The following is an 18,950-nucleotide window of genomic DNA, read 5'->3' as shown; positions in this document are numbered from 1 at the left end:
CGACGGGCGAACACCACCCGTTCGGGGGTGACGGACGGCGTCCGCTGCCCCAGACTTCGCCTGTGACCATCTCCCGCAGGCGGCTGCTCGGCACCGCGACCGTGTCCGGAGTGGCGACGGCCACGGGTGCGACCCGCTGGCTCCCCGCGACCGCAGCCGTCGACCTCCCGTCGCCGGAGGACTCCGGCATCGAGCACGTCGTGCTCGTGATGATGGAGAACCGCTCGTTCGACCACTACCTGGGCTGGCTGCCCGGAGCCGACGGGAAGCAGGCGGGGCTCAGTTACGTCGACCGGCACGGCGTACGCCACGACACCCACCACCTCACGGCGCCCGACGGCTGCGGGTTCGAGGACCCCGACCACTCCTGGGAGGGCGGCCGGATCCAGCTCAACGGCGGGAAGCTGGACGGCTTCCTGAAGTCCGGCAACAACGACCTGATGGCGATCGGCTACTACACCGACGAGGACCTGTCGTTCTACTCCGGCGCCGCCCGGGACTGGACCGTGTTCGACCGGTACTTCTCCGCGGTGATGGCCGAGACGTACCCGAACCGCTTCTACCAGCACGCCGCGCAGACCGACCGGCTGCACAACAACACCGACAAGTCGACGCTGCCGACGATCTGGGACCGGCTGGCCGCGAAGGGCCTGACCGGGACCTACTACTACAGCGACATCCCGTTCACGGCGCTCTGGTACGAGAAGCACCTCGACATCTCCCAGCACTTCGCGCAGTTCCTGCTCGACGCCGCCACCGGCACGCTGCCCCAGGTGTCCTTCGTCGACCCCCGGTTCCTCAACGAGGAGAGCGGGATGTCGAACGACGACCACCCGCTCGCCGACATCCGGGCCGGCCAGCTCTTCCTGAACCAGGTGTACGACGCGGTGCGCAACGGTCCCGGCTGGGAGAAGACCGTGCTCGTGATCAACTACGACGAGTGGGGAGGCTTCTACGACCACGTCCGGCCGCGCCGGGCGCCGGACGTCTCGAAGAAGACCGCACTGCGCGGCTTCCGGACACCGGCCCTGATGATCTCGCCGCTCGCGCGGCGCGGGCACGTCTCGCACCACGTCTACGACCACACCTCGGTGCTGAGGATGATCGAGTGGCGGTGGGGACTGAAGCCGCTGACGCCCCGCGACAAGGCGGCCCGGAACATGGCGGAGGCCCTCGACTTCGGGAGCGGGCCCGACCTGTCCGCGCCGACGTACGACGTCCCGGTGATCGTGCCGGCCGCGTGTGCACCGGACGAGACGAAGTCGGCGGACTGGGCGGACCTCAAACGGCTGGCCCGCGACGTCGGCTTCAGGTTGCCGCGATGATCGCGCGCCCGCTCGTCGCCCTCGCGATCGTGCTCACCGGGGCGTTGCTCTCGCCGGCGAGCAGTGCCCTCCCGGACACGCCGGCCCGGCCGACGGCGTACGTGCCACCGGTCAAGCACGTCTTCGTGATCAACATCGAGAACAAGGGCTACGACGAGACCTGGGGCGGCGACTCCGCGGCGCCGTACCTGGCGCGGACGCTGCGGGCGAAGGGCGTCCTGCTCAACCACTACTACGGCACCGCGCACAACTCGCAGCCGAACTACATCGCGCAGGTCTCCGGCCAGGGGCCTAATCCCGAGATGCAGGCAGACTGCCAGCTGTTCACGGACTTCACCCGCACCTCGACGGTCGATCCGGACCAGGCCGTGGGCTCGGGGTGCGTCTTCCCGGCGGACGTGCCGACGCTGCCGGGGCAGCTGACCGCGGCGGGCCGGACCTGGAAGGGCTACATGGACGACATGACGAAGCCCTGCCAGCATCCCGACGTCGGTGCGGTGGACCCGACCCAGCGTGCGACGGCGGAGCAGAACTACGCGGCGCGGCACAACCCGTTCGTCTACTTCCACTCGATCATCGACGACCCGGCGTACTGCAAGCGGCACGTCGTCCCCCTGGGCGGTCTTGTGCACGACCTGAAGCGGGTCCGTACGACGCCGAACCTGACCTACATCGCCCCGGACCTCTGCCACGACGGCCACGACGCCCCGTGCGCCGACGGCCGGCCGGGAGGCCTGGCGTCCGTGAACGCCTGGATGAAGCGGTGGGTGCCTAGGATCCTCGCGTCACCGGCGTTCCGGAAGAACGGGGCGCTGATCATCACCGCCGACGAGTCGGACGGGCCGCAGGCGGACGCGGACGCGTGCTGCGGGCCGGCGACGTCGGCCAACAGCCCGATGCCCGGCATCCTGGGACCGGGTGGCGGCAAGATCGGCGCGCTGGTGATCTCGAAGTTCGTGCAGCCCGGCTCGTGGAGCACCACGCCGTACAACCACTACTCCCTGCTCGGCTCGATGGAGGAGATCTTCGGGCTGCCGAAGCTCGGATACGCGCGCGACGAGGGCGTCGACACGTTCGGCCTCGACGTGTGGAACGACTACTCCTCGTCGAGCTCGGCTTCGCCGATCACCCGGTAGGGCTGCGGCCGTGCGGGTCGCCGTTCTCCCGTGCGGCTGCCCGAGGTCCGCCCCTGCCGGCGGCACCCGTCGTCCGCGGCGCTGCTGCCCGCCCTGCGCGGCGTCGGAACGCTGGCAATGATCGTGGCGAGAGTGCGCCTCGGCCCGCCCCAGGGACGTAGGCTGCCGCCGTGCTCACCACTCGCCACGGTGTCCGCCCCCTGGGGGCGGCGGATCTCGACGCCTTCCTGGCGCTCGCCCGGCGCGACCCGGTGGTCAACGTGTTCGCCGACTACCGGGCGACCACGACGAACCTGGAGCCGCGCTGGCTCGGCGGCGAGATGTGGGGCCGGTTCGAGAACGGCGAGCTCGCCGCGGCCTGCCACGTGGGCGCGAACCTGGTGCCGGTGCAGGCCACCGCGGACGACGCCGCGGCCTTCGCGGAGCGGGCGCTGACCCGCGGCCGCACGGTGTCGACGATCGTGGGACCGCAGGAGGCGGTCCGGGTGTTCTGGAACGGCGTCTCGGCTGCGTGGGGACGCCCGCGCGAGGCGCGCTGGGAGCAGCCGCACCTCGAGATCGCGGCGCTGCCGAAGGTCGCGGCCGACCCGCGGGTGCGGAAGTCGACCCGGTCGGACCTCAACGCGCTCTACCCGGCCTGCGTCGCGATGTACACCGAGGAGGTCGGCATCTCGCCGGAGTACGGCGGGGGAGCGGAGCTCTACCGCGCGCGGGTCACCCAGCTGGTCAGCCGCGGCTGGTCGTTCGCGCGGTACGACGAGGGGCGGCTCGTCTTCAAGGCCGAGGTCGCGTGCGCCACGCCGTACGCCGCCCAGATCCAGGGGGTCTACGTGCCGCCGTCCGAGCGTGGGCGCGGGCTCGCGACCGCCGGCATGGCGGCCGTGGTGAACATCGTGCGGCGCGAGCTCGCGCCGGTGGTGTCGCTCTACGTCAACGACTGGAACACGTCTGCGCGGGCGGTCTACGAGAAGGTCGGCTTCCGGGAGACCGCGCGGTTCGCGACAGTGATGTTCTGATGCCGCGCGGCGTGCGGCTCCGGCGGCCCGCCGGCTGGGCCAGCGCCGCCCTGCTCCTCGGCGTCTACCCGGGCAACCTGAAGATGGCCGCCGACGCCGCCTCGTCCTCCTCGACCGGCTTCAAGGTCCTCGCGTTCACCCGCCTGCCGCTGCAGCTGCCGATGGTCCGCTGGGCGCTGCGCGCCGCCCGCGGCTGAGGTTCTCCACAGGCTCGACGCGGGCAGTTTCGCGGGCGCCCCGGCCGGGGAATGATCGTGCCGTGACCGGTACTCGGGCGGTCATCGCCGCTGTTGGTGTTGCGCTGGCGCTCGGGGTCTCCGCCTGTTCGGGCGGCGACCCCGAGCCCAGGGTCGCACCCCCCTCGACCTCGCCGCCCACCTCGCCCAGCACCACCCCCGCCTCCGACACCGTCCCGCCGACGATGCCGCCGGAGGCGCGCGGCACCGACGCGGCCTCGGCTGAGGCGTTCGTGAAGTTCTACTTCGACACCGTCAACTACGCCCAGAGCACGGGCGATGTCAACGCACTCAACCACCTTGCTGCTCGATGCGGTGGCTGCGATGCAGGCGTGCAGTCGATCGAGCGCACCTACGATGAGGGCGGCTCAATCAAGGGCGGCGAGGGACGAGCGGCTGAGTTCAAGACGGGCTTCCTCGACAAGGTTGGCGGAGATTGGGCCGTCGTCGAGTGCACCGTATTCACGCGGAAGCAGCTGATCGATCGGCCGGGCGAGTCAGACGATGTCAGGTACCCCAAAGGAAGCACGGACGTCAGGCTGATCCTTCAGCCGTCAAGCGGAGCGTGGGTTGTTCGTTCGCTGGTGACCAGATGACTGGGCTCCTCCGTCCGTTCATCGTCACGGGAGCCTCATTCCTGCTAGCCGTGGCGCCATCGCGAGCAGCGGACCACGATCACGTGGGTGCTGGGTCAAACGACTTCTTCGTCTCGGTGTCTCACCACCAACAGGGGTCATGGGCTCAGGGCTCCACGGACAATCCGCAAGAGGTGGTCACGGTCAACGAGGACGTCCAGTGTGCGCCCGGAGGCGCTCAGACCTGCGGCGAGCCCGCCCTCTGCGACGACGGCACCATCATGACGATCAGCACCTTCATAGTTAACGGGGAGGTCGTTGATCAAGGGAGTAGCTGCCCTGTTGACGTCGGGCCCGTCCAGCCGCCGGCGGTCACCCCGGGCATCGTGTCCGCGGCGTTCCGGCGTCTATCGCTCCCAGCATCAAAGCTTCAGGTCCAACCACCCAACGGCCGCACCCTGGTCAACTTCGACACGAACTTCTACACGCACAACGGGGAGTTCACCCGCACGGTGACCCTGCTGGGGCGGCGGGTGGAGCTGCGGATCTGGCCGGCCCGGTACGGGTGGCGGTTCGGGGACGGCCAGCAGCGCTGGACCACCACACCCGGCGATAGGTACCCCCACCTGGAGGTCACGCACCGCTACCTCCGCGAGGGCCGGGTCAGCCCGAGCGTCGACACGACGTACGCGGCTCGGTTCCGGGTCGGTGGCGGTCCGTGGCGCGACGTGAACGGCACCGTGACGATCCCCGGCTCACCACAGGCCCTGCGAGTGGTGACGGCGCGGCCGGTGCTGGTCGGCGGCTGAGGGAACCGTACGTTCCCGGGTCCGTCCAGCACCGGACCAGGCGTCACCGGGCGATCACAGTTCCACCATGGGATCCGGGGAAACCCGCACATCCCACGGTCTGCTCGCCGTGGGAGGTGCAGGCTCCCCTGCAGACCATGGTGAAGCTGCGACGGGCGGAACCGACGCACCCGACCCTCAGGAGATCGGACTGCGAACGGTCTTCGACGCGCGCTCGCACGACTCCAGGACGCAGCGGACCGTGGTGACCTTCCGGGTCGTGTAGGTGTCGAGGAGGAGGGTGGCGTCGTCCTCGAACGAGACCCGGCCGAAGACGTACGGCGCCTCGTACCGGACGAGGGCGGCACCACCGGACGCGCGGCGGAGCACCGCCGCGCTCGCCCCTGGTCCGTCGGACAGCAGCCCGACCGTGGCGACGCGGCCGCCCGAGGGCGACACCGCCACGACGCGGTAGGAGCAGGACCGCCACAGCCGGTCGCCGTCCAGCGTGGTCAGCACCGAGCAGCCGCCGTCGTACGGATCACCCGTGTACGCCGCAAGGCGGTCGGCGGCGATCGAGGCGACGTAGCCCACGCGGTGGTTGACCGTCACCGTCGTGTCGGAGCGGTAGTTCCACCAGAACGTCCGGTCCGGCCCCCAGCCGCCCAGGACCGCGCGGCTCTCATCGGCGTCCAGCACGTCGACCGCGCCGGCGAAGGTCCGCGCCCCGACGACTCGCCCGGTCCGGGCGTCGAGCACGCGAAGCGTCGTCTCCTCCGAGGTCTGCTTCGGCGCCGTCAGGAGGTCCTTGCCGTCGTCGCTGAGCCACACGAGCTCGGAGGCGAGCCCGCGCACCAGGACCTTCTGCCGCTCCGACGGCGTGATCCAGAGGACCCGGGCGTGGCCGCCGGTGCGCCGCGACAGGTGCACGTAGTAGCGGTTGCCGGACTTGCCGAGGTAGGTCACCACCGGTGCCCGGAACGTCATCCGCATCGGCCCGTCGACGAGCACCCGCCCCTCGACGTGCGGGCCGGTCACGTCGGGACCACGGTCGAGGGACGAGGGATGGACCGACACCGTCGGCGCGGCGACGGCGAGGAGCAGGGACAGCAGTGCGGTCTTCATGCCAACCAGACGCGATAACCCGGAGGAAGGTTGCACCTCCCGGCAAGTAGCCTTCTCCGCATGATCATGCGGATGTCGAGCCTGTTCGTGCGCACCCTCCGGGAGGACCCGGCGGACGCCGAGGTGCCGTCGCACCGGCTCCTGGTGCGGGCCGGCTACATCCGCCGCGCCGCGCCCGGCATCTACACCTGGCTGCCGCTCGGGCTCAAGGTGCTGCGCCGGATCGAGAACGTGATCCGCGAGGAGATGGACGCCATCGGCGCCCAGGAGCTGAGCTTCCCGGCGCTGCTGCCGCGTGAGCCCTACGAGGCGACCGGCCGGTGGACGGAGTACGGCGACGGCATCTTCCGCCTCCAGGACCGCAAGGGCGCCGACTACCTCCTCGGCCCGACCCACGAGGAGATGTTCACCCTCGTGGTGAAGGACCTGTACAGCTCGTACAAGGACCTGCCGCTGTCGATCTACCAGATCCAGACCAAGTACCGCGACGAGGCGCGACCGCGCGCCGGCCTGCTGCGCGGCCGCGAGTTCGTCATGAAGGACTCCTACTCCTTCGACGTCGACGACGCCGGTCTCGAGGCCAGCTACCAGGCCCACCGCGACGCCTACGTCCGGATCTTCGACCGCCTCGGTTTCGAGTACGTCATCGTCAAGGCGATGTCGGGCGCGATGGGCGGCTCGAGGTCCGAGGAGTTCCTCGCCAAGGCCGCGGTCGGCGAGGACACCTACGTCCGCTGCTCGCTGTGCGACTACGCCGCGAACGTCGAGGCCGTCGAGCTCCCGCCGCCCGCCCCCGTGCCGTACGACGACGCGCCCGCCGCCCACGCCGAGCAGACGCCCGACACGCCGACGATCGACACGCTTGTCGACCACCTCAACGAGAAGTTCCCGCGCGACGACCGCCCCTGGCACGCCGGCGACACGCTCAAGAACGTCGTGTTCTCGGTGCGCCACCCCGACGGATCGACCGAGGCGATCGCCGTCGGCCTGCCCGGGGACCGCGACGTCGACGCGAAGCGGCTCGAGGCCAACCTCGGCGAGGGCGTGGTCTTCGAGCCCTTCGGCGAGGAGGACTTCAAGGCGCGCCCGACCCTCGCGAAGGGCTACATCGGGCCGGGTGCGCTGGGGGAGAAGAAGCCCGCCGGCGTCCGCTACCTGCTCGACCCCCGCATCGTCGAGGGCACCCGCTGGGTCACCGGCGCGGACGTCGCCGGCAGCCACGTGCTCGACCTCGTGGCCGGCCGCGACTTCAACGGCGACGGTTTCATCGAGGTCGCCGAGGTCCGCGACGGCGACCCCTGCCCGCGCGGGGACGGCGGGGTGCTCGTGACCGCCCGCGGGATCGAGATGGGCCACATCTTCCAGCTCGGCCGCAAGTACGCCGACGCGCTCGACCTGAAGGTGCTCGACGAGCACGGCAAGCTCGTCACCGTCACCATGGGCTCCTACGGCATCGGTCCCTCGCGCGCGGTCGCGGCGATCGCGGAGAACACCCACGACGAGCTCGGCCTCGTCTGGCCGCGCGAGGTGGCGCCCGCCGACGTCCACGTCGTCGCCACCGGCAAGGACGAGCACGTGTACGCCGCCGCCGAGCGGGTCGTGCACGAGCTCAACAGCCAGGGCATCGAGGTCCTGTACGACGACCGGCCGAAGGTCAGCCCCGGCGTGAAGTTCAAGGACGCCGAGCTGATCGGCGTCCCGACCATCGTGGTGGTCGGCAAGGGCCTGGCCGACGGCACCATCGAGGTCAAGGACCGCGCGACCGGCGAGCGCGAGGACGTGCCCGCCGACCACGTCGTCGACCACGTCGTCCGGCTCGTGCGGGCATGACCACCCCACCAGATCGATCGCTGCGCTCCGGACCGGGCGGGGACCCCGCATGACGGTCCGGGCGGTCATCTTCGACTGGGGCGGCACGCTCACCGCCTGGCACGACGTGGACTTCCACGCGGAGTCGCTCGCGCTCGCCCAGGCGGTCGTGAACGTCGACCACGAGGTCGAGGTCTCCCAGGCCCGGCTGCACGAGGCGAACCAGGCGATCTGGGGCCGCTCCCGCGACCACCAGCAGAGCTCGACGCTCGCGGACCTCTTCACCGAGGCCGGGCTCGAGCACGACCCCGACCTGCTCACGGCGTACTACGAGTTCTGGGAGCCGCACACCCGGACCGACCCCGAGGTCGGCCCGCTCTGGGAGGGGCTCCGGGCGGAAGGCATCAGGGTCGGGGTCCTCTCCAACACCATCTGGCCCCGCGCGTGGCACGAGGGCTTCTTCCGGCGCGACGGGGTCCACCACCTCATCGACGGCGACGTCTACACGAGCGAGATCCCGTGGACCAAGCCGTCGCCGCACGCCTTCCGGGCCGCAATGGCCGCCGTGGGCGTCGACGACCCGGCCACCTGCGTCTACGTCGGCGACCGGCTCTTCGACGACGTGTACGGCGCGCGCAGCGTCGGGATGCGCGCGATCCACATCCCGCTGAGCCGGATCCCCGCCGAGCAGCTCGGCCACACCGAGGGCGATCCGGACGCCGTCGTGCACCGCCTGGCGGAGATCGCGGACGTGGTCCGCGCCTGGTCCTGACCGGCGCCGAACTGCACCTTTCTGCAATGCAGAAAGGTGAGGAACGGAAGTGGTCGCGCCTCGCTGCACCCTGTTGCATAGTTTTGCAAGAGCGGTCCTCCCGTCAGTCCCCCCACATCCCGGCGGGGAACCGCTCACCGGCCTCAGTCCAGGCCTCAGCGGTCCGCGTACTCGTCGCCTCCGGGGAACGTCTCGGGAGTTCCCCGGAAGACGAGTTCGCGGACCGCTGTCTCTCTCAGCGCGTCGATCGCCCAGCGCCGTCGGTCCTCGACCGTCGTGGCCACCAGGTACGCGTACGTCGCGGCGCAGGACCGTTCCAGGTCCAGCGCGGCGCGCTCGACCTGCGCCGGTGTGTCCAGCGGCTGTGGCACGTCGTACGCCGCCTCGCCCGCGACCGGGTCCTCGCCGAGCCCCGTGAGCTCGCGGACCAGGTGGTCGCGGCGGGCCCGGTGCGCGGCGTAGGCGGCGGTGACGGAGTCGAACAGCTCCGGCGTCGCGGCGCGTGAGGTGCGGCCGCCGAGCACGCCGTACACGAAGACGGCCGCGTGCTCGGCGGCGAGCGTCGTCTGGAGGGCGTCGGTCTCGCTCATCCGAGCCCCTGCGCCAGCCGCTGGGCGACGGCCGCCGACATCGAGGCGAGCAGCCGGGCGAGGGCCCCGCTGGCCGCCGCGAGCGCGGCGCCCTCCAGGTACTCCTGGAGCCGCTGCTCCTCGCCACGGACGGCGCCCGGAGCCGACTTCGCGGGCGAGCTGCCCTCGGAGGTCGTGCCGTCGAGAGCCTCGATGTGGGTGCGGTGCAGGACGGCCAGCTCCGACTCGCCGCCCGCCTCGGCGACGTGCTGGGCGTGCCGCAGCCGGCGGATCACCTTCTCCACGAGCGCGACGTCCGGGTCGGCCGTCGGGGTGGCCGACGGCGTCGGGGTCGCCCGGTCGTCGCAGCCCGTCACTGCGACCAGCCCGGCCGCGGCCAGGGCGATCGCCGTACGGCGGGGGAGGAGCGGACCGACGGACACGGCGCCGACCCTATCGAGTGGATCGTCAGCCGCTATCGTGGCGACCAACAACAGCACAAGGAGGTCGCCCGCCCGTGAGCAGCGCCAAGCAGGACGCCACCAGGGACCGGATCGAGGCGGAGCTCGACGACCCCCTGCGTGCCCTGGGCCTCGACATCGAGGCCGTCGAGATCACTCCGGCCGGCAAGCGGCGGATCCTGCGGGTCGCCGTGGACAAGGACGGCGGCGTGACGCTGGACGAGGTCGCCGAGGCGACCCGGGAGGTGAACCGGGTCCTCGACGGGTCCGAGGTGATGGGTGAGCACCCCTACACGCTCGAGGTCACCTCGCGCGGCGTCGACCGGCCCCTGACGCTGCCGCGCCACTGGCGCCGCAACGCCGGCCGGCTGGTCAAGGTCACCTTCGCCGACGGCGGATCGGTGACCGGGCGGATCGGCGGTTCGACCGAGGAGCAGGTCACGCTCGACGTCGACGGCGCGCAGCGCCAGGTCGAGTACGCCGAGGTGCAGAAGGCGCTGGTGCAGGTGGAGTTCAACCGCCGTGCCAGTGACGACGGGGACGACGTGGATGGCGAGGAGGCCTGATGGACATCGACATGAGCATCCTGCGGATGCTGGAGCGCGAGAAGGAGATCTCCTTCGACGTGCTCGTGGAGGCCATCGAGCAGGCCCTGCTGACGGCGTACCACAAGACGCCGGGCGCCCAAGAGAAGGCCCGCGTCGAGCTGGACCGCAAGACCGGTCACGTCACGGTGCTGGCGGCGGAGGTCGACGACGAGGGCAACACGCTCGGCGAGTACGACGACACGCCCGAGGGGTTCGGCCGGATCGCGGCCACGACCGCCAAGCAGATCATGCTGCAGCGGCTCCGCGACGCGGAGGACGACATCCGGTTCGGCGAGTTCTCCGGCAAGGAGGGCGACATCATCTCCGGGATCATCCAGCAGGGCCGGAACCCCGACGACGTGATGGTCGACCTCGGCAAGCTCGAGGCGCTGCTCCCGGCCGGTGAGCGCGTCCCCGGGGAGCGGTACCAGCACGGCACCCGGATCAAGTGCCTGGTCGTGTCGGTCCGCAAGGGCATGCGCGGCCCCCAGATCACGCTGTCGCGGTCCCACCCGAACCTGGTCAAGAAGCTGTTCGCGCTCGAGGTCCCCGAGATCGCCGACGGCACGGTCGAGATCGCGGCGATCGCCCGCGAGGCGGGACACCGCACCAAGATCGCCGTGAAGTCGACCGCACCCGGCGTGAACGCCAAGGGCGCCTGCATCGGCCCGATGGGCCAGCGGGTCCGCAACGTGATGTCGGAGCTGCACGGCGAGAAGATCGACATCGTCGACTGGTCCGACGACCCCGCCGACCTGGTCGCGCACGCGCTCTCGCCGGCCCGGGTCACGTCGGTGGAGGTCGTCGACGCCGAGGCCAGGTCCGCCCGGGTGGTGGTGCCGGACTTCCAGCTCTCGCTGGCGATCGGCAAGGAGGGCCAGAACGCCCGGCTCGCCGCGCGCCTGACGGGCTGGCGCATCGACATCCGCTCCGACGAGGCGCCCGCCGACGACTGAGCGGTCCCGGCCACCCCGACCGGGGGCGGCAGGGGCTCCCGGTTCGAATAGCTGGCGCGATCGCGGTAAGGTTGACGGCAGTGGCGCGTGAACACACTCCTTCTGCATGCCCGGAACTCCCCGCTCCGGCGGGGCCGGTCCGGACCTGCGTGGGATGTCGGGCACGGGCCGCCAAGGCTGAGTTGTTACGGGTGACCGTCGGCTCGGACGCGGATGGCCACCCGGCCGTCGTGCCCGATCCGGAGGCCACCGCTCCCGGCCGCGGGGCGCACCTGCACCCCACGACCGAGTGCTATGAGCTCGCGGTGCGCCGGCGAGCCTTCGCCCGGGCCCTGCGGTTCGCGGGGAAGGGGCCAGGGCTGACCAGCGCCCCGCTCGCTGAACACCTCGGCGCAGACATCTGATCGACCGACCTGACACAGAAACTGGAGCAGCAGCTCATGAGCACTCGATGAGTACTTCCCGATGAGCATGCACAACCACTAACGGTCTGAATCACCCCCCGGCAACAAGGCTGGACCCGGGTCTCAGGCCAGAAGGAGAAGCGTGGCTAAGACCCGAGTTCACGAACTCGCCAAGGAGTTCGGTGTCGAGAGCAAGTTCGTTCTCGAGAAGTTCAAGGAGATGGGGGAGTTCGTCAAGTCGGCGAGCTCGACCGTCGAGCTCCCCGCGGAGATGCGGTTCCGCAAGGAGTACGGCGACAAGCTGAAGTCCGAGGCGTCGGCGGCTCCCGCCGCGCCGGCCGAGCCGGCCGCGGGGAAGCCCGCGCCGGCCAGGAAGGCGCCGGCCAAGAAGGCTGCCGCCGCTCCGGTCGCGGAGCCCGAGGCCGTCGAGGCGCCCGCTGAGGCGCCCGCTGAGGCGCCCGCGGAGGAGGCTGCTCCCGCCGCGAAGACGGCGGCGCCGAAGCCCGGCCCCAAGCCGGCCCCGAAGGCCGAGGAGCCGCCGGCCGAGCCGACCTCCGAGCCCGAGGCCCCCGCGGCCGAGGGTCCGGCCGACGGCGCGCCCAAGTCGCCGGCCCCGCGGCCGGTCGGCCGTCCGGGTGCACCGCGCCCGGGCAACAACCCGTTCGCGTCCAGCCAGGGCATGGGCCGTCGGCCCGAGCCCGCCCGCCCGGCGCCCGCGACCGGTGGCGGCGACAACCGCCCACCGCGTCCGCCGGCTGCCGGCGCGCGCCCGGGCATGCCGCGCCCGAACCCCGCCATGATGCCCAAGTCCCCGGCCGCCTTCGGGCAGGGCCCGGGTGGTCGCTCCGGCGCCCCGGCGCGCGGTGGCGCTCCGGGTCGCGGTGGTGCTCCGGGTCGTGGCGGCGCACCGGGTCGCGGTGGCGCCCCGGGTGGTGCGGGTGCCGGTGCTCCGGGTCGTCCCGGCGGCTTCGGCCCCAGCGGCGGCGGTCGCCCCGGCGGCGGTCGCCCCGGCCAGCGTGGTCAGACCCAGGGTGCCTTCGGTCGCCCGGGCGGCCCGTCGCGCCGCGGTCGCAAGTCGAAGCGGGCCCGTCGCCAGGAGTTCGAGGCCATGGAGGCCCCGACGATCGGCGGCATCCGCGTCCGCAAGGGCAACGGCGAGACCGTCCGCCTGCCGCGCGGCGCCTCGCTGACCGACTTCGCCGAGCGCATCGGTGTCGACGCCGCCTCGCTGGTCCAGATGCTGTTCAGCCTCGGCGAGATGGTCACGGCGACCGAGTCGGTGAACGACGAGACCCTCGAGCTGCTCGGCGAGGAGCTCAACTACGTCGTCCAGGTCGTCTCCCCCGAGGACGAGGACCGCGAGCTGCTCGAGTCCTTCGACATCGAGTTCGGTGACGACGAGGACACCAACGAGGAGGACCTGGTGGCGCGGCCGCCGGTCGTCACCGTCATGGGTCACGTCGACCACGGCAAGACCAAGCTCCTCGACGCGCTCCGCAGCGCGAACGTCGTCGCGGGCGAGGCCGGTGGCATCACCCAGCACATCGGTGCGTACCAGGTGCACACCGAGGTCGACGGCGACGACCGCAAGATCACGTTCATCGACACCCCGGGTCACGAGGCGTTCACCGCCATGCGTGCCCGCGGCTCGCAGTCGTCGGACATCGCGGTCCTCGTGGTCGCGGCCGACGACGGCGTGATGCCGCAGACCGTGGAGGCGCTCAACCACGCCAACGCGGCCGGCGTCCCGATCGTGGTCGCGGTCAACAAGATCGACAAGCCGGAGGCGGACCCGACCAAGGTCCGTGGCCAGCTGACCGAGTACGGCCTGGTGCCCGAGGAGTACGGCGGCGACACGATGTTCGTCGACGTCTCGGCCAAGTCCGAGCTCAACCTCGACAAGCTGCTCGAGGCGATCGTGCTCACGGCCGACGCGTCGCTGGACCTGCGTGCAGACGCGGGTCGTGAGGCGCAGGGCCTGGTCATCGAGGCGCACCTGGACCGCGGTCGCGGCCCGGTCGCCACCGTGCTCGTCCAGCGCGGCACGCTCAACGTCGGCGACTCGATCGTCGCCGGACCGGCCCACGGCCGCGTCCGCGCGATGCTCGACGAGTACGGCAACGAGCTGGCCGAGGCCGGTCCGTCGCGGCCGGCGATGGTGCTCGGCCTGTCCGCCGTCCCCGGCGCGGGTCAGAACTTCATCGTGGTCGACGACGACCGGATGGCGCGCCAGATCGCCGAGAAGCGCGAGGCGCGGGAGCGGGCGGCCATGCAGGCCAAGCGCCGCGTCCGCCGTACCCTCGAGGACTTCATGGCCTCCATGGAGAAGGGCGAGAGCCAGGAGCTCAACCTCATCCTCAAGGGCGACGTGTCCGGCTCGGTCGAGGCGCTCGAGGACGCGCTGGCCAAGATCGACGTCGGTGACGAGGTCAGCCTGCGGGTCATCGACCGCGGTGTCGGTGCGATCACCGAGACCAACGTCGACCTGGCGGCCGCGTCCGACGCGATCATCATCGGCTTCAACGTCCGCCCGCAGGGCAAGGCGACGGAGCTGGCCGACCGCGAGGGCGTGGAGATCCGGTACTACACCGTCATCTACCAGGCCATCGAGGAGATCGAGGCCGCGCTCAAGGGCATGCTCAAGCCGGAGTACGAGGAGTCGACCCTCGGCCAGGCGGAGATCCGTGCGATCTTCCGCTCGTCGAAGATCGGCAACATCGCCGGCTGCATGGTCACGAGTGGCGTGATCCGGCGCAACGCCAAGGTGCGGGTCATCCGTGACGGCGCCGTGGTGGCCGACAACCTCGACCTCGCGTCGCTCAAGCGGGAGAAGGACGACGCGTCCGAGGTCCGCGAGGGCTTCGAGTGCGGTCTGGTGCTGCGCAACTTCCAGGACATCAAGGAAGGCGACGTGATCGAGGCGTTCGAGATGCGGGAGATCCCCCGCAGCTGATCCATCCCGAGTCGGCGCAGTCTCAGCTGAGACTGCGCCGACTCGGCGTCCAGGAGTAAGAAGGAACCATGACCAACCCTCGCGTCCGCAAGATCGCGGACCGGATCCAGGTGATCGTCGCGGAGATGCTGGAGCGTCGGATCAAGGATCCGCGGCTCGGCTTCGTCACCATCACCGACGTGCGCGTCACGGGCGACAGCCAGCAGGCCACGATCTTCTACACGGTCCTGGACGCCGGTGAGGACGACTCCGCCCGCGAGGCGTCCGCGGCCGCGCTCGAGTCCGCCAAGGGACTGCTGCGCTCCGAGGTCGCCAAGCAGCTCGGCATGCGGCACGCGCCTACGCTGACGTTCATCCACGACGCGCTGCCGGAGAACGCGCGGCACCTCGACGAGGTGCTGGCGAAGGCCAAGCAGCTCGACGAGCAGCTCGCGGCCGAGCGCGGCGCGGCGTACGCCGGCGAGCCCGACCCCTACAAGAAGCCGCGCGAGGCCGGGGACGACGAGTCCGACGAGGACGAGTGACCGACGGCCTCGTCGTCGTCGACAAGCCCGGGGGGATGACGTCGCACGACGTCGTCTCGCGGGTACGCCGGCTGGCCGGCACCCGCAAGGTCGGGCACGCCGGCACGCTGGACCCGATGGCGACCGGCGTGCTGGTGCTCGGCCTCAACCGGGCGACCCGGCTGCTCGGGCACCTGATGCTCACCGAGAAGCGGTACGACGCGACCGTCCGGCTCGGCGTGGCCACGACGACCGACGACGCCGAGGGCGAGGTCGTCGCGACCAGCACCACCGACGGGCTCGACGAGGCGACGATCCGGGCGGCGGCCGCCGAGCTGGTCGGTGATCTCATGCAGGTCCCCACGGCCGTCTCCGCGATCAAGGTCGACGGCAAGCGCGCCTACCAGCGGGTGCGCGAGGGCGAGGACGTCCGGCTCGAGGCGCGCCCCGTGACGGTGCACGAGCTCACCGTGACCGACGTGCGGGTCTCCGACGCCACCGAGCTCGACATCACGGTGCGCTGCTCCAGCGGCACCTACGTCCGCGCGATCGCCCGTGACCTGGGCGCGCGACTCGGCGTCGGGGGACACCTGACCGCGCTGCGGCGTACCGCCGTCGGGCCGTACGACCTGGCTGCGGCCCACACCCTCGAGGAGCTCGAGGAGGAGCTCGCGGTGCTGCCCATCGCGGCCGCGGCCCGGGCGGCGTTCAGCTCGCTCGAGCTCGACGACGCGCAGGCGACCGACGTCCGGTACGGCCGCGCGCTCGACCTCGAGCTCGCCGGGCTGACCGCGGTGTTCGCACCGGACGGCGAGTTCCTCGCGCTCTACGAACCCCGCGGCGGCGTGGCGAAAGCGGTCGCCGTCTTCACCGGCTGACCCCGCTCGGTAGTCTTCCCGGCGTGCAGATCTGGCGAAGCCTCGACGAGGTCCCGGCCGACCTCGGCCCGACCGCCGTCGTGATCGGCAACTTCGACGGGGTGCACCTCGGTCACCGGCACGTCGTCTCCCGGGCTCGGGAGCTCGCCGACGAGCGCGGCCTCGCGGTCGTGGCGGTCACCTTCGACCCGCACCCGATGGCGGTGCTGCGCCCCGAGCACGCTCCGACCACCCTCACCTCTCTGGAGGAGCGCGCCGAGCTGCTCGCCGGCTGCGGTGCCGACGCGGTCTTCGCGCTGCCGTTCGACCGCGACGTCGCCTCGTGGACCCCGGAGGAGTTCGTCGAGCGCGTGCTCGTCGACGGACTCCACGCGGCCGCCGTCGTCGTGGGCGCGAACTTCCGGTTCGGGAACAAGGCGGCCGGCGACGTCGCGACGCTGCGCGAGACGGGGGAGCGGTACGGCTTCACCGCCGAGGGCATCCCCCTGGACGGTGGCCCCCAGGTGTGGTCCTCGACGTACGTCCGGATGAGCCTGGCCGCCGGTGACGTCGCGGGCGCGGCCGAGGCCCTCGGCCGCCCGTACACCGTGCGCGGCACCGTCGTGCAGGGCGACCAGCGCGGCCGCGAGCTCGGCTTCCCGACCGCGAACGTGCCCACGTCCGTGATGACCGCCGCCCCACCCGACGGCGTGTACGCCGGCCGGCTGCGCCGCCTGGACACCGGTGAGTCGTACCCGGCCGCGATCAGCGTCGGCACCAACCCGACCTTCGACGGCGTCCGCGAGCGCCGCGTGGAAAGCTACGTGCTCGACCGTGACGACCTCGAGCTGTACGGCGTCCAGGTCGAGGTGAGCTTCGTGGAGCGGCTGCGCGGCATGGTGGCGTTCGACTCGATCGAGGCCCTGGTCGAGCAGATGACGGCCGACGTCGACCGCGCCCGCGAGCTGCTGACGTGACCCGCGAGGAGACCCTCGCGGCCACGGACGCGTGGTTCCTCGCGCACGGCCTGTCCTACTTCGTGCCGGAGCGGCGGGCCGACGTGCGGAAGGCGCTGCGGCTCCGGCGCACGCTGCCGCTCGTGGTGCTGGTCGCGCTGCTCGCGGCCGGCGCGGGCGTCGCGCTCGCGTGGGTGTCCGGCGAGTTCAGCGCCGCGCCCGCGACCCTCGTCGCGCTCGGCGCCGCGGCCACGCTCTGGTACGCGCTGACCGCGCTGCACGCCCGGCAGATCGTGACGTGGAGCCTCGGCCGGACTCTCGGCAGCCTCCGCCGGGTCCTGCCGATGACCACCAGGGCGCTGCCGCTCCTGCTGCTCGCGATCACCTTCCTGTTCATCAACACCGAGGTGTGGCAGGTCGCCTCGAACCTGTCGGTCGCGTCGCTCTGGCTGGTCGTGGCCCTGTTCTCGGCGCTGGCGATCGGGTTCCTGCTCGTCCGCCTGCCCGAGGAGGTCGACCGCGCCGACGACGACGTGAACGACGCGCTGCTGCTGCGGGCCTGTCGCGGCACGCCGCTCGAGGCGCACTGCCGTGAGCTCGTCGAGGACCCCGACGCCGACCCGGCGGCGTACGCCGAGGTGACCGGCTACGAGCGCTGGAACCTGATCCTGGTGCTGATGATCGTCCAGACGGTCCAGGTCGTGCTGCTCTCGCTGACCGTATTCGCCTTCCTCATGCTGCTCGGGTCGATCACGATGACGGATCCGGTGCTGAACACCTGGCAGACCAGCCCGCCGTTCACGCAGTCGCGCGCGCTGCTCCAGGTGTCGGTGTTCCTGGCGTCGTTCTCCGGCCTGTACCTGATGGTCTCGACCGTGACCGACGAGGACTACCGCAAGCAGTTCTTCGGCGGGGTCACCCGGGAGCTCGAGCGGGCCGTCGGCGTGCGTGCGGTGTACCTCGACCTGCGCGCCGCGGGCTGAGCACGTCGGAGGCCGCGGCCTGGAGCCGTTCCATGAGCGCGCGGACCGCGGGCACGGACTCGGCTCCGGGCCGGTGCACCATGCCCACGTGCCGCTCGCCGAACGCCGGAGCCGGCCGCGCCTCGACGTCCGGGTGGCGGAACGCCGTCAGCGCGAGCTGGGGGAGCACCGTGACGCCGAGACCGTGGGCGACGAGGTTCTGCACCACGACGTAGTCGTCGCTCTCGTGCAGGAGGCGGGGCTCGAACCCGGCGTCGCGGCAGCGCTCGACCAGGTGCTGCCGGCAACGCTCGCACCCCGCGACCCAGTCCTGGCCGGCCAGCCAGGTCGAGGTCGCGCGGGCCGGGACCGCCCCGTCGCGGGCGAGGACCAGGTGCAACGGCTCGACGCCGAGCGGCACCCAGGCCAGCGACCCGTCGTCGTCGGACGGCCCGTCGTACCCGAAGACCAGGGCGACGTCCACGTCACCGGCCAGCACCGCGGCCGACGCCTCCGGCGGCTCCTGCTCCACGAGCGTCACCTGGACGCCGGCGTGCTCGTCGTGGAGGGCGCGGACGGCCGACGGCACGAGGGTGGCCGCGGCCGACGGGAACGCCGCGAGCCGGACGGTGCCGGAGCGCAGGTCCGCCAGGGCGCCGAGCTCCTCGCGCGCGTCGTGGAGGGCGTTGTGCACGGCGTCCGCGCGGGCGAGCAGGGTCGCGCCGGCCTCGGTGAGCTGGGTGCCGCGCGGGGTGCGCACCAGGAGCGGGCCGCCCGCCTCCCGCTCCAGGAGCCGCAGCTGCTGGCTGACGGCCGACTGGGTCGTCCCGAGGTCACGCGCGGCCGCGCTCAGTGAGCCCGACCGGGCGACGGTGCGGAAGAGCAGCACGCGGCGCGGGTCCATGAGGGTATTAGACCAGCTAAGGGATGCGTTCAGGAATCACAGTCTTCCTCGGGGTC

The 18,950-nt window shown here is 71.8% G+C and carries 20 protein-coding genes; 16 read left to right on the top strand and 4 right to left on the bottom strand.

Annotation, left to right across the window (positions count from 1 at the left end):
- Positions 1 to 62: 62 nt before the first annotated feature.
- The 6 genes from N538_RS0103180 to N538_RS27155 all read left to right on the top strand — a co-directional run bounded on the left by N538_RS0103180 (position 63) and on the right by N538_RS27155 (position 5,097).
- Entirely contained in the window at positions 63 to 1,325 is a 1,263-nt protein-coding gene (locus tag N538_RS0103180; RefSeq protein ID WP_051548670.1) for an alkaline phosphatase family protein, read from the top strand.
- A complete protein-coding gene (locus N538_RS0103175) occupies positions 1,322 to 2,461 on the top strand; it encodes an alkaline phosphatase family protein (protein WP_028636089.1) in 1,140 nt (379 codons plus the stop codon). The genes N538_RS0103180 and N538_RS0103175 overlap by 4 nt, the downstream gene beginning before the upstream one ends.
- 170 nt (positions 2,462 to 2,631) lie before the next feature.
- Positions 2,632 to 3,477 (top strand): GNAT family N-acetyltransferase, encoded by an 846-nt coding sequence (locus tag N538_RS0103170; RefSeq protein ID WP_028636088.1) that lies wholly within the window; start codon positions 2,632 to 2,634, stop codon positions 3,475 to 3,477.
- Positions 3,477 to 3,674, top strand: a complete 198-nt coding sequence (locus N538_RS23640; protein WP_051548668.1) for a hypothetical protein — start codon at positions 3,477 to 3,479, stop codon at positions 3,672 to 3,674. Before N538_RS0103170 ends, N538_RS23640 begins: the two co-directional genes overlap by 1 nt.
- A 62-nt stretch (positions 3,675 to 3,736) precedes the next feature.
- Positions 3,737 to 4,309 carry a DUF6318 family protein gene (locus N538_RS0103160; RefSeq protein WP_028636087.1) on the top strand — a complete coding sequence of 191 codons (573 nt, stop codon included), beginning with the start codon at positions 3,737 to 3,739 and terminating at the stop codon, positions 4,307 to 4,309.
- Positions 4,310 to 4,482: 173 nt separating this feature from the next.
- The gene (locus tag N538_RS27155; RefSeq protein WP_155991944.1) at positions 4,483 to 5,097 is read left to right on the top strand and encodes a hypothetical protein; all 615 of its coding nucleotides are present in this window, start codon (positions 4,483 to 4,485) and stop codon (positions 5,095 to 5,097) included.
- 177 nt (positions 5,098 to 5,274) lie between these two features.
- Here the strand turns inward: N538_RS27155 and N538_RS0103150 are convergent, their stop codons facing one another.
- Positions 5,275 to 6,201 (bottom strand): hypothetical protein, encoded by a 927-nt coding sequence (locus N538_RS0103150; protein ID WP_028636086.1) that lies wholly within the window; start codon positions 6,199 to 6,201, stop codon positions 5,275 to 5,277.
- A 60-nt stretch (positions 6,202 to 6,261) separates the two neighbouring features.
- Between N538_RS0103150 and N538_RS0103145 the strand changes: the two genes are divergently transcribed.
- The gene (locus N538_RS0103145; protein ID WP_028636085.1) at positions 6,262 to 8,031 is read left to right on the top strand and encodes a proline--tRNA ligase; all 1,770 of its coding nucleotides are present in this window, start codon (positions 6,262 to 6,264) and stop codon (positions 8,029 to 8,031) included.
- Between the two features lie 49 nt (positions 8,032 to 8,080).
- Positions 8,081 to 8,782 (top strand): HAD family hydrolase, encoded by a 702-nt coding sequence (locus N538_RS0103140; RefSeq protein ID WP_028636084.1) that lies wholly within the window; start codon positions 8,081 to 8,083, stop codon positions 8,780 to 8,782.
- Positions 8,783 to 8,937: 155 nt separating this feature from the next.
- On the opposite strand, the gene N538_RS23630 is transcribed toward N538_RS0103140, so the two are convergent.
- Together N538_RS23630 and N538_RS0103130 are read right to left on the bottom strand one after the other, a co-directional pair.
- Positions 8,938 to 9,372, bottom strand: coding sequence for a ferritin-like domain-containing protein (locus N538_RS23630; RefSeq protein WP_036569270.1), 435 nt, complete (start codon positions 9,370 to 9,372; stop codon positions 8,938 to 8,940).
- Positions 9,369 to 9,794 carry a hypothetical protein gene (locus tag N538_RS0103130; RefSeq protein ID WP_028636083.1) on the bottom strand — a complete coding sequence of 142 codons (426 nt, stop codon included), beginning with the start codon at positions 9,792 to 9,794 and terminating at the stop codon, positions 9,369 to 9,371. Before N538_RS0103130 ends, N538_RS23630 begins: the two co-directional genes overlap by 4 nt.
- Positions 9,795 to 9,868: 74 nt before the next feature.
- On the opposite strand from N538_RS0103130, the gene rimP reads away from it, so the two are divergent.
- The 8 genes from rimP to N538_RS0103090 all read left to right on the top strand — a co-directional run bounded on the left by rimP (position 9,869) and on the right by N538_RS0103090 (position 18,011).
- Positions 9,869 to 10,378, top strand: coding sequence for a ribosome maturation factor RimP (gene rimP, locus N538_RS0103125; protein WP_028636082.1), 510 nt, complete (start codon positions 9,869 to 9,871; stop codon positions 10,376 to 10,378).
- Positions 10,378 to 11,355 carry a transcription termination factor NusA gene (gene nusA / locus N538_RS0103120; RefSeq protein ID WP_028636081.1) on the top strand — a complete coding sequence of 326 codons (978 nt, stop codon included), beginning with the start codon at positions 10,378 to 10,380 and terminating at the stop codon, positions 11,353 to 11,355. Before rimP ends, nusA begins: the two co-directional genes overlap by 1 nt.
- Positions 11,356 to 11,435: 80 nt before the next feature.
- Positions 11,436 to 11,759, top strand: a complete 324-nt coding sequence (locus N538_RS0103115; protein ID WP_081790248.1) for a YlxR family protein — start codon at positions 11,436 to 11,438, stop codon at positions 11,757 to 11,759.
- A 142-nt stretch (positions 11,760 to 11,901) separates the two neighbouring features.
- Positions 11,902 to 14,712 (top strand): translation initiation factor IF-2, encoded by a 2,811-nt coding sequence (gene infB / locus N538_RS0103110; protein WP_028636079.1) that lies wholly within the window; start codon positions 11,902 to 11,904, stop codon positions 14,710 to 14,712.
- Positions 14,713 to 14,780: 68 nt separating this feature from the next.
- On the top strand, positions 14,781 to 15,236 hold the full coding sequence (gene rbfA, locus N538_RS0103105; RefSeq protein WP_028636078.1) for a 30S ribosome-binding factor RbfA: 456 nt from the start codon (positions 14,781 to 14,783) through the stop codon (positions 15,234 to 15,236).
- Complete coding sequence (truB, locus tag N538_RS0103100) at positions 15,233 to 16,093, top strand: tRNA pseudouridine(55) synthase TruB (RefSeq protein ID WP_028636077.1); 861 nt, start codon at positions 15,233 to 15,235, stop codon at positions 16,091 to 16,093. Before rbfA ends, truB begins: the two co-directional genes overlap by 4 nt.
- Positions 16,094 to 16,116: 23 nt before the next feature.
- Positions 16,117 to 17,049 (top strand): bifunctional riboflavin kinase/FAD synthetase, encoded by a 933-nt coding sequence (locus N538_RS0103095; protein WP_028636076.1) that lies wholly within the window; start codon positions 16,117 to 16,119, stop codon positions 17,047 to 17,049.
- Positions 17,046 to 18,011, top strand: a complete 966-nt coding sequence (locus tag N538_RS0103090) for a hypothetical protein (protein ID WP_028636075.1) — start codon at positions 17,046 to 17,048, stop codon at positions 18,009 to 18,011. The genes N538_RS0103095 and N538_RS0103090 overlap by 4 nt, the downstream gene beginning before the upstream one ends.
- Here the strand turns inward: N538_RS0103090 and N538_RS23625 are convergent.
- Entirely contained in the window at positions 17,944 to 18,894 is a 951-nt protein-coding gene (locus tag N538_RS23625; RefSeq protein ID WP_051548666.1) for a LysR family transcriptional regulator, read from the bottom strand. The genes N538_RS0103090 and N538_RS23625 overlap by 68 nt on opposite strands.
- Positions 18,895 to 18,950: the final 56 nt, after the last annotated feature.

This window comes from Nocardioides sp. URHA0032, assembly GCF_000620645.1.
Classification (GTDB): domain Bacteria; phylum Actinomycetota; class Actinomycetes; order Propionibacteriales; family Nocardioidaceae; genus Nocardioides.
This window is presented reverse-complemented; position numbering and strand designations above follow the sequence as displayed.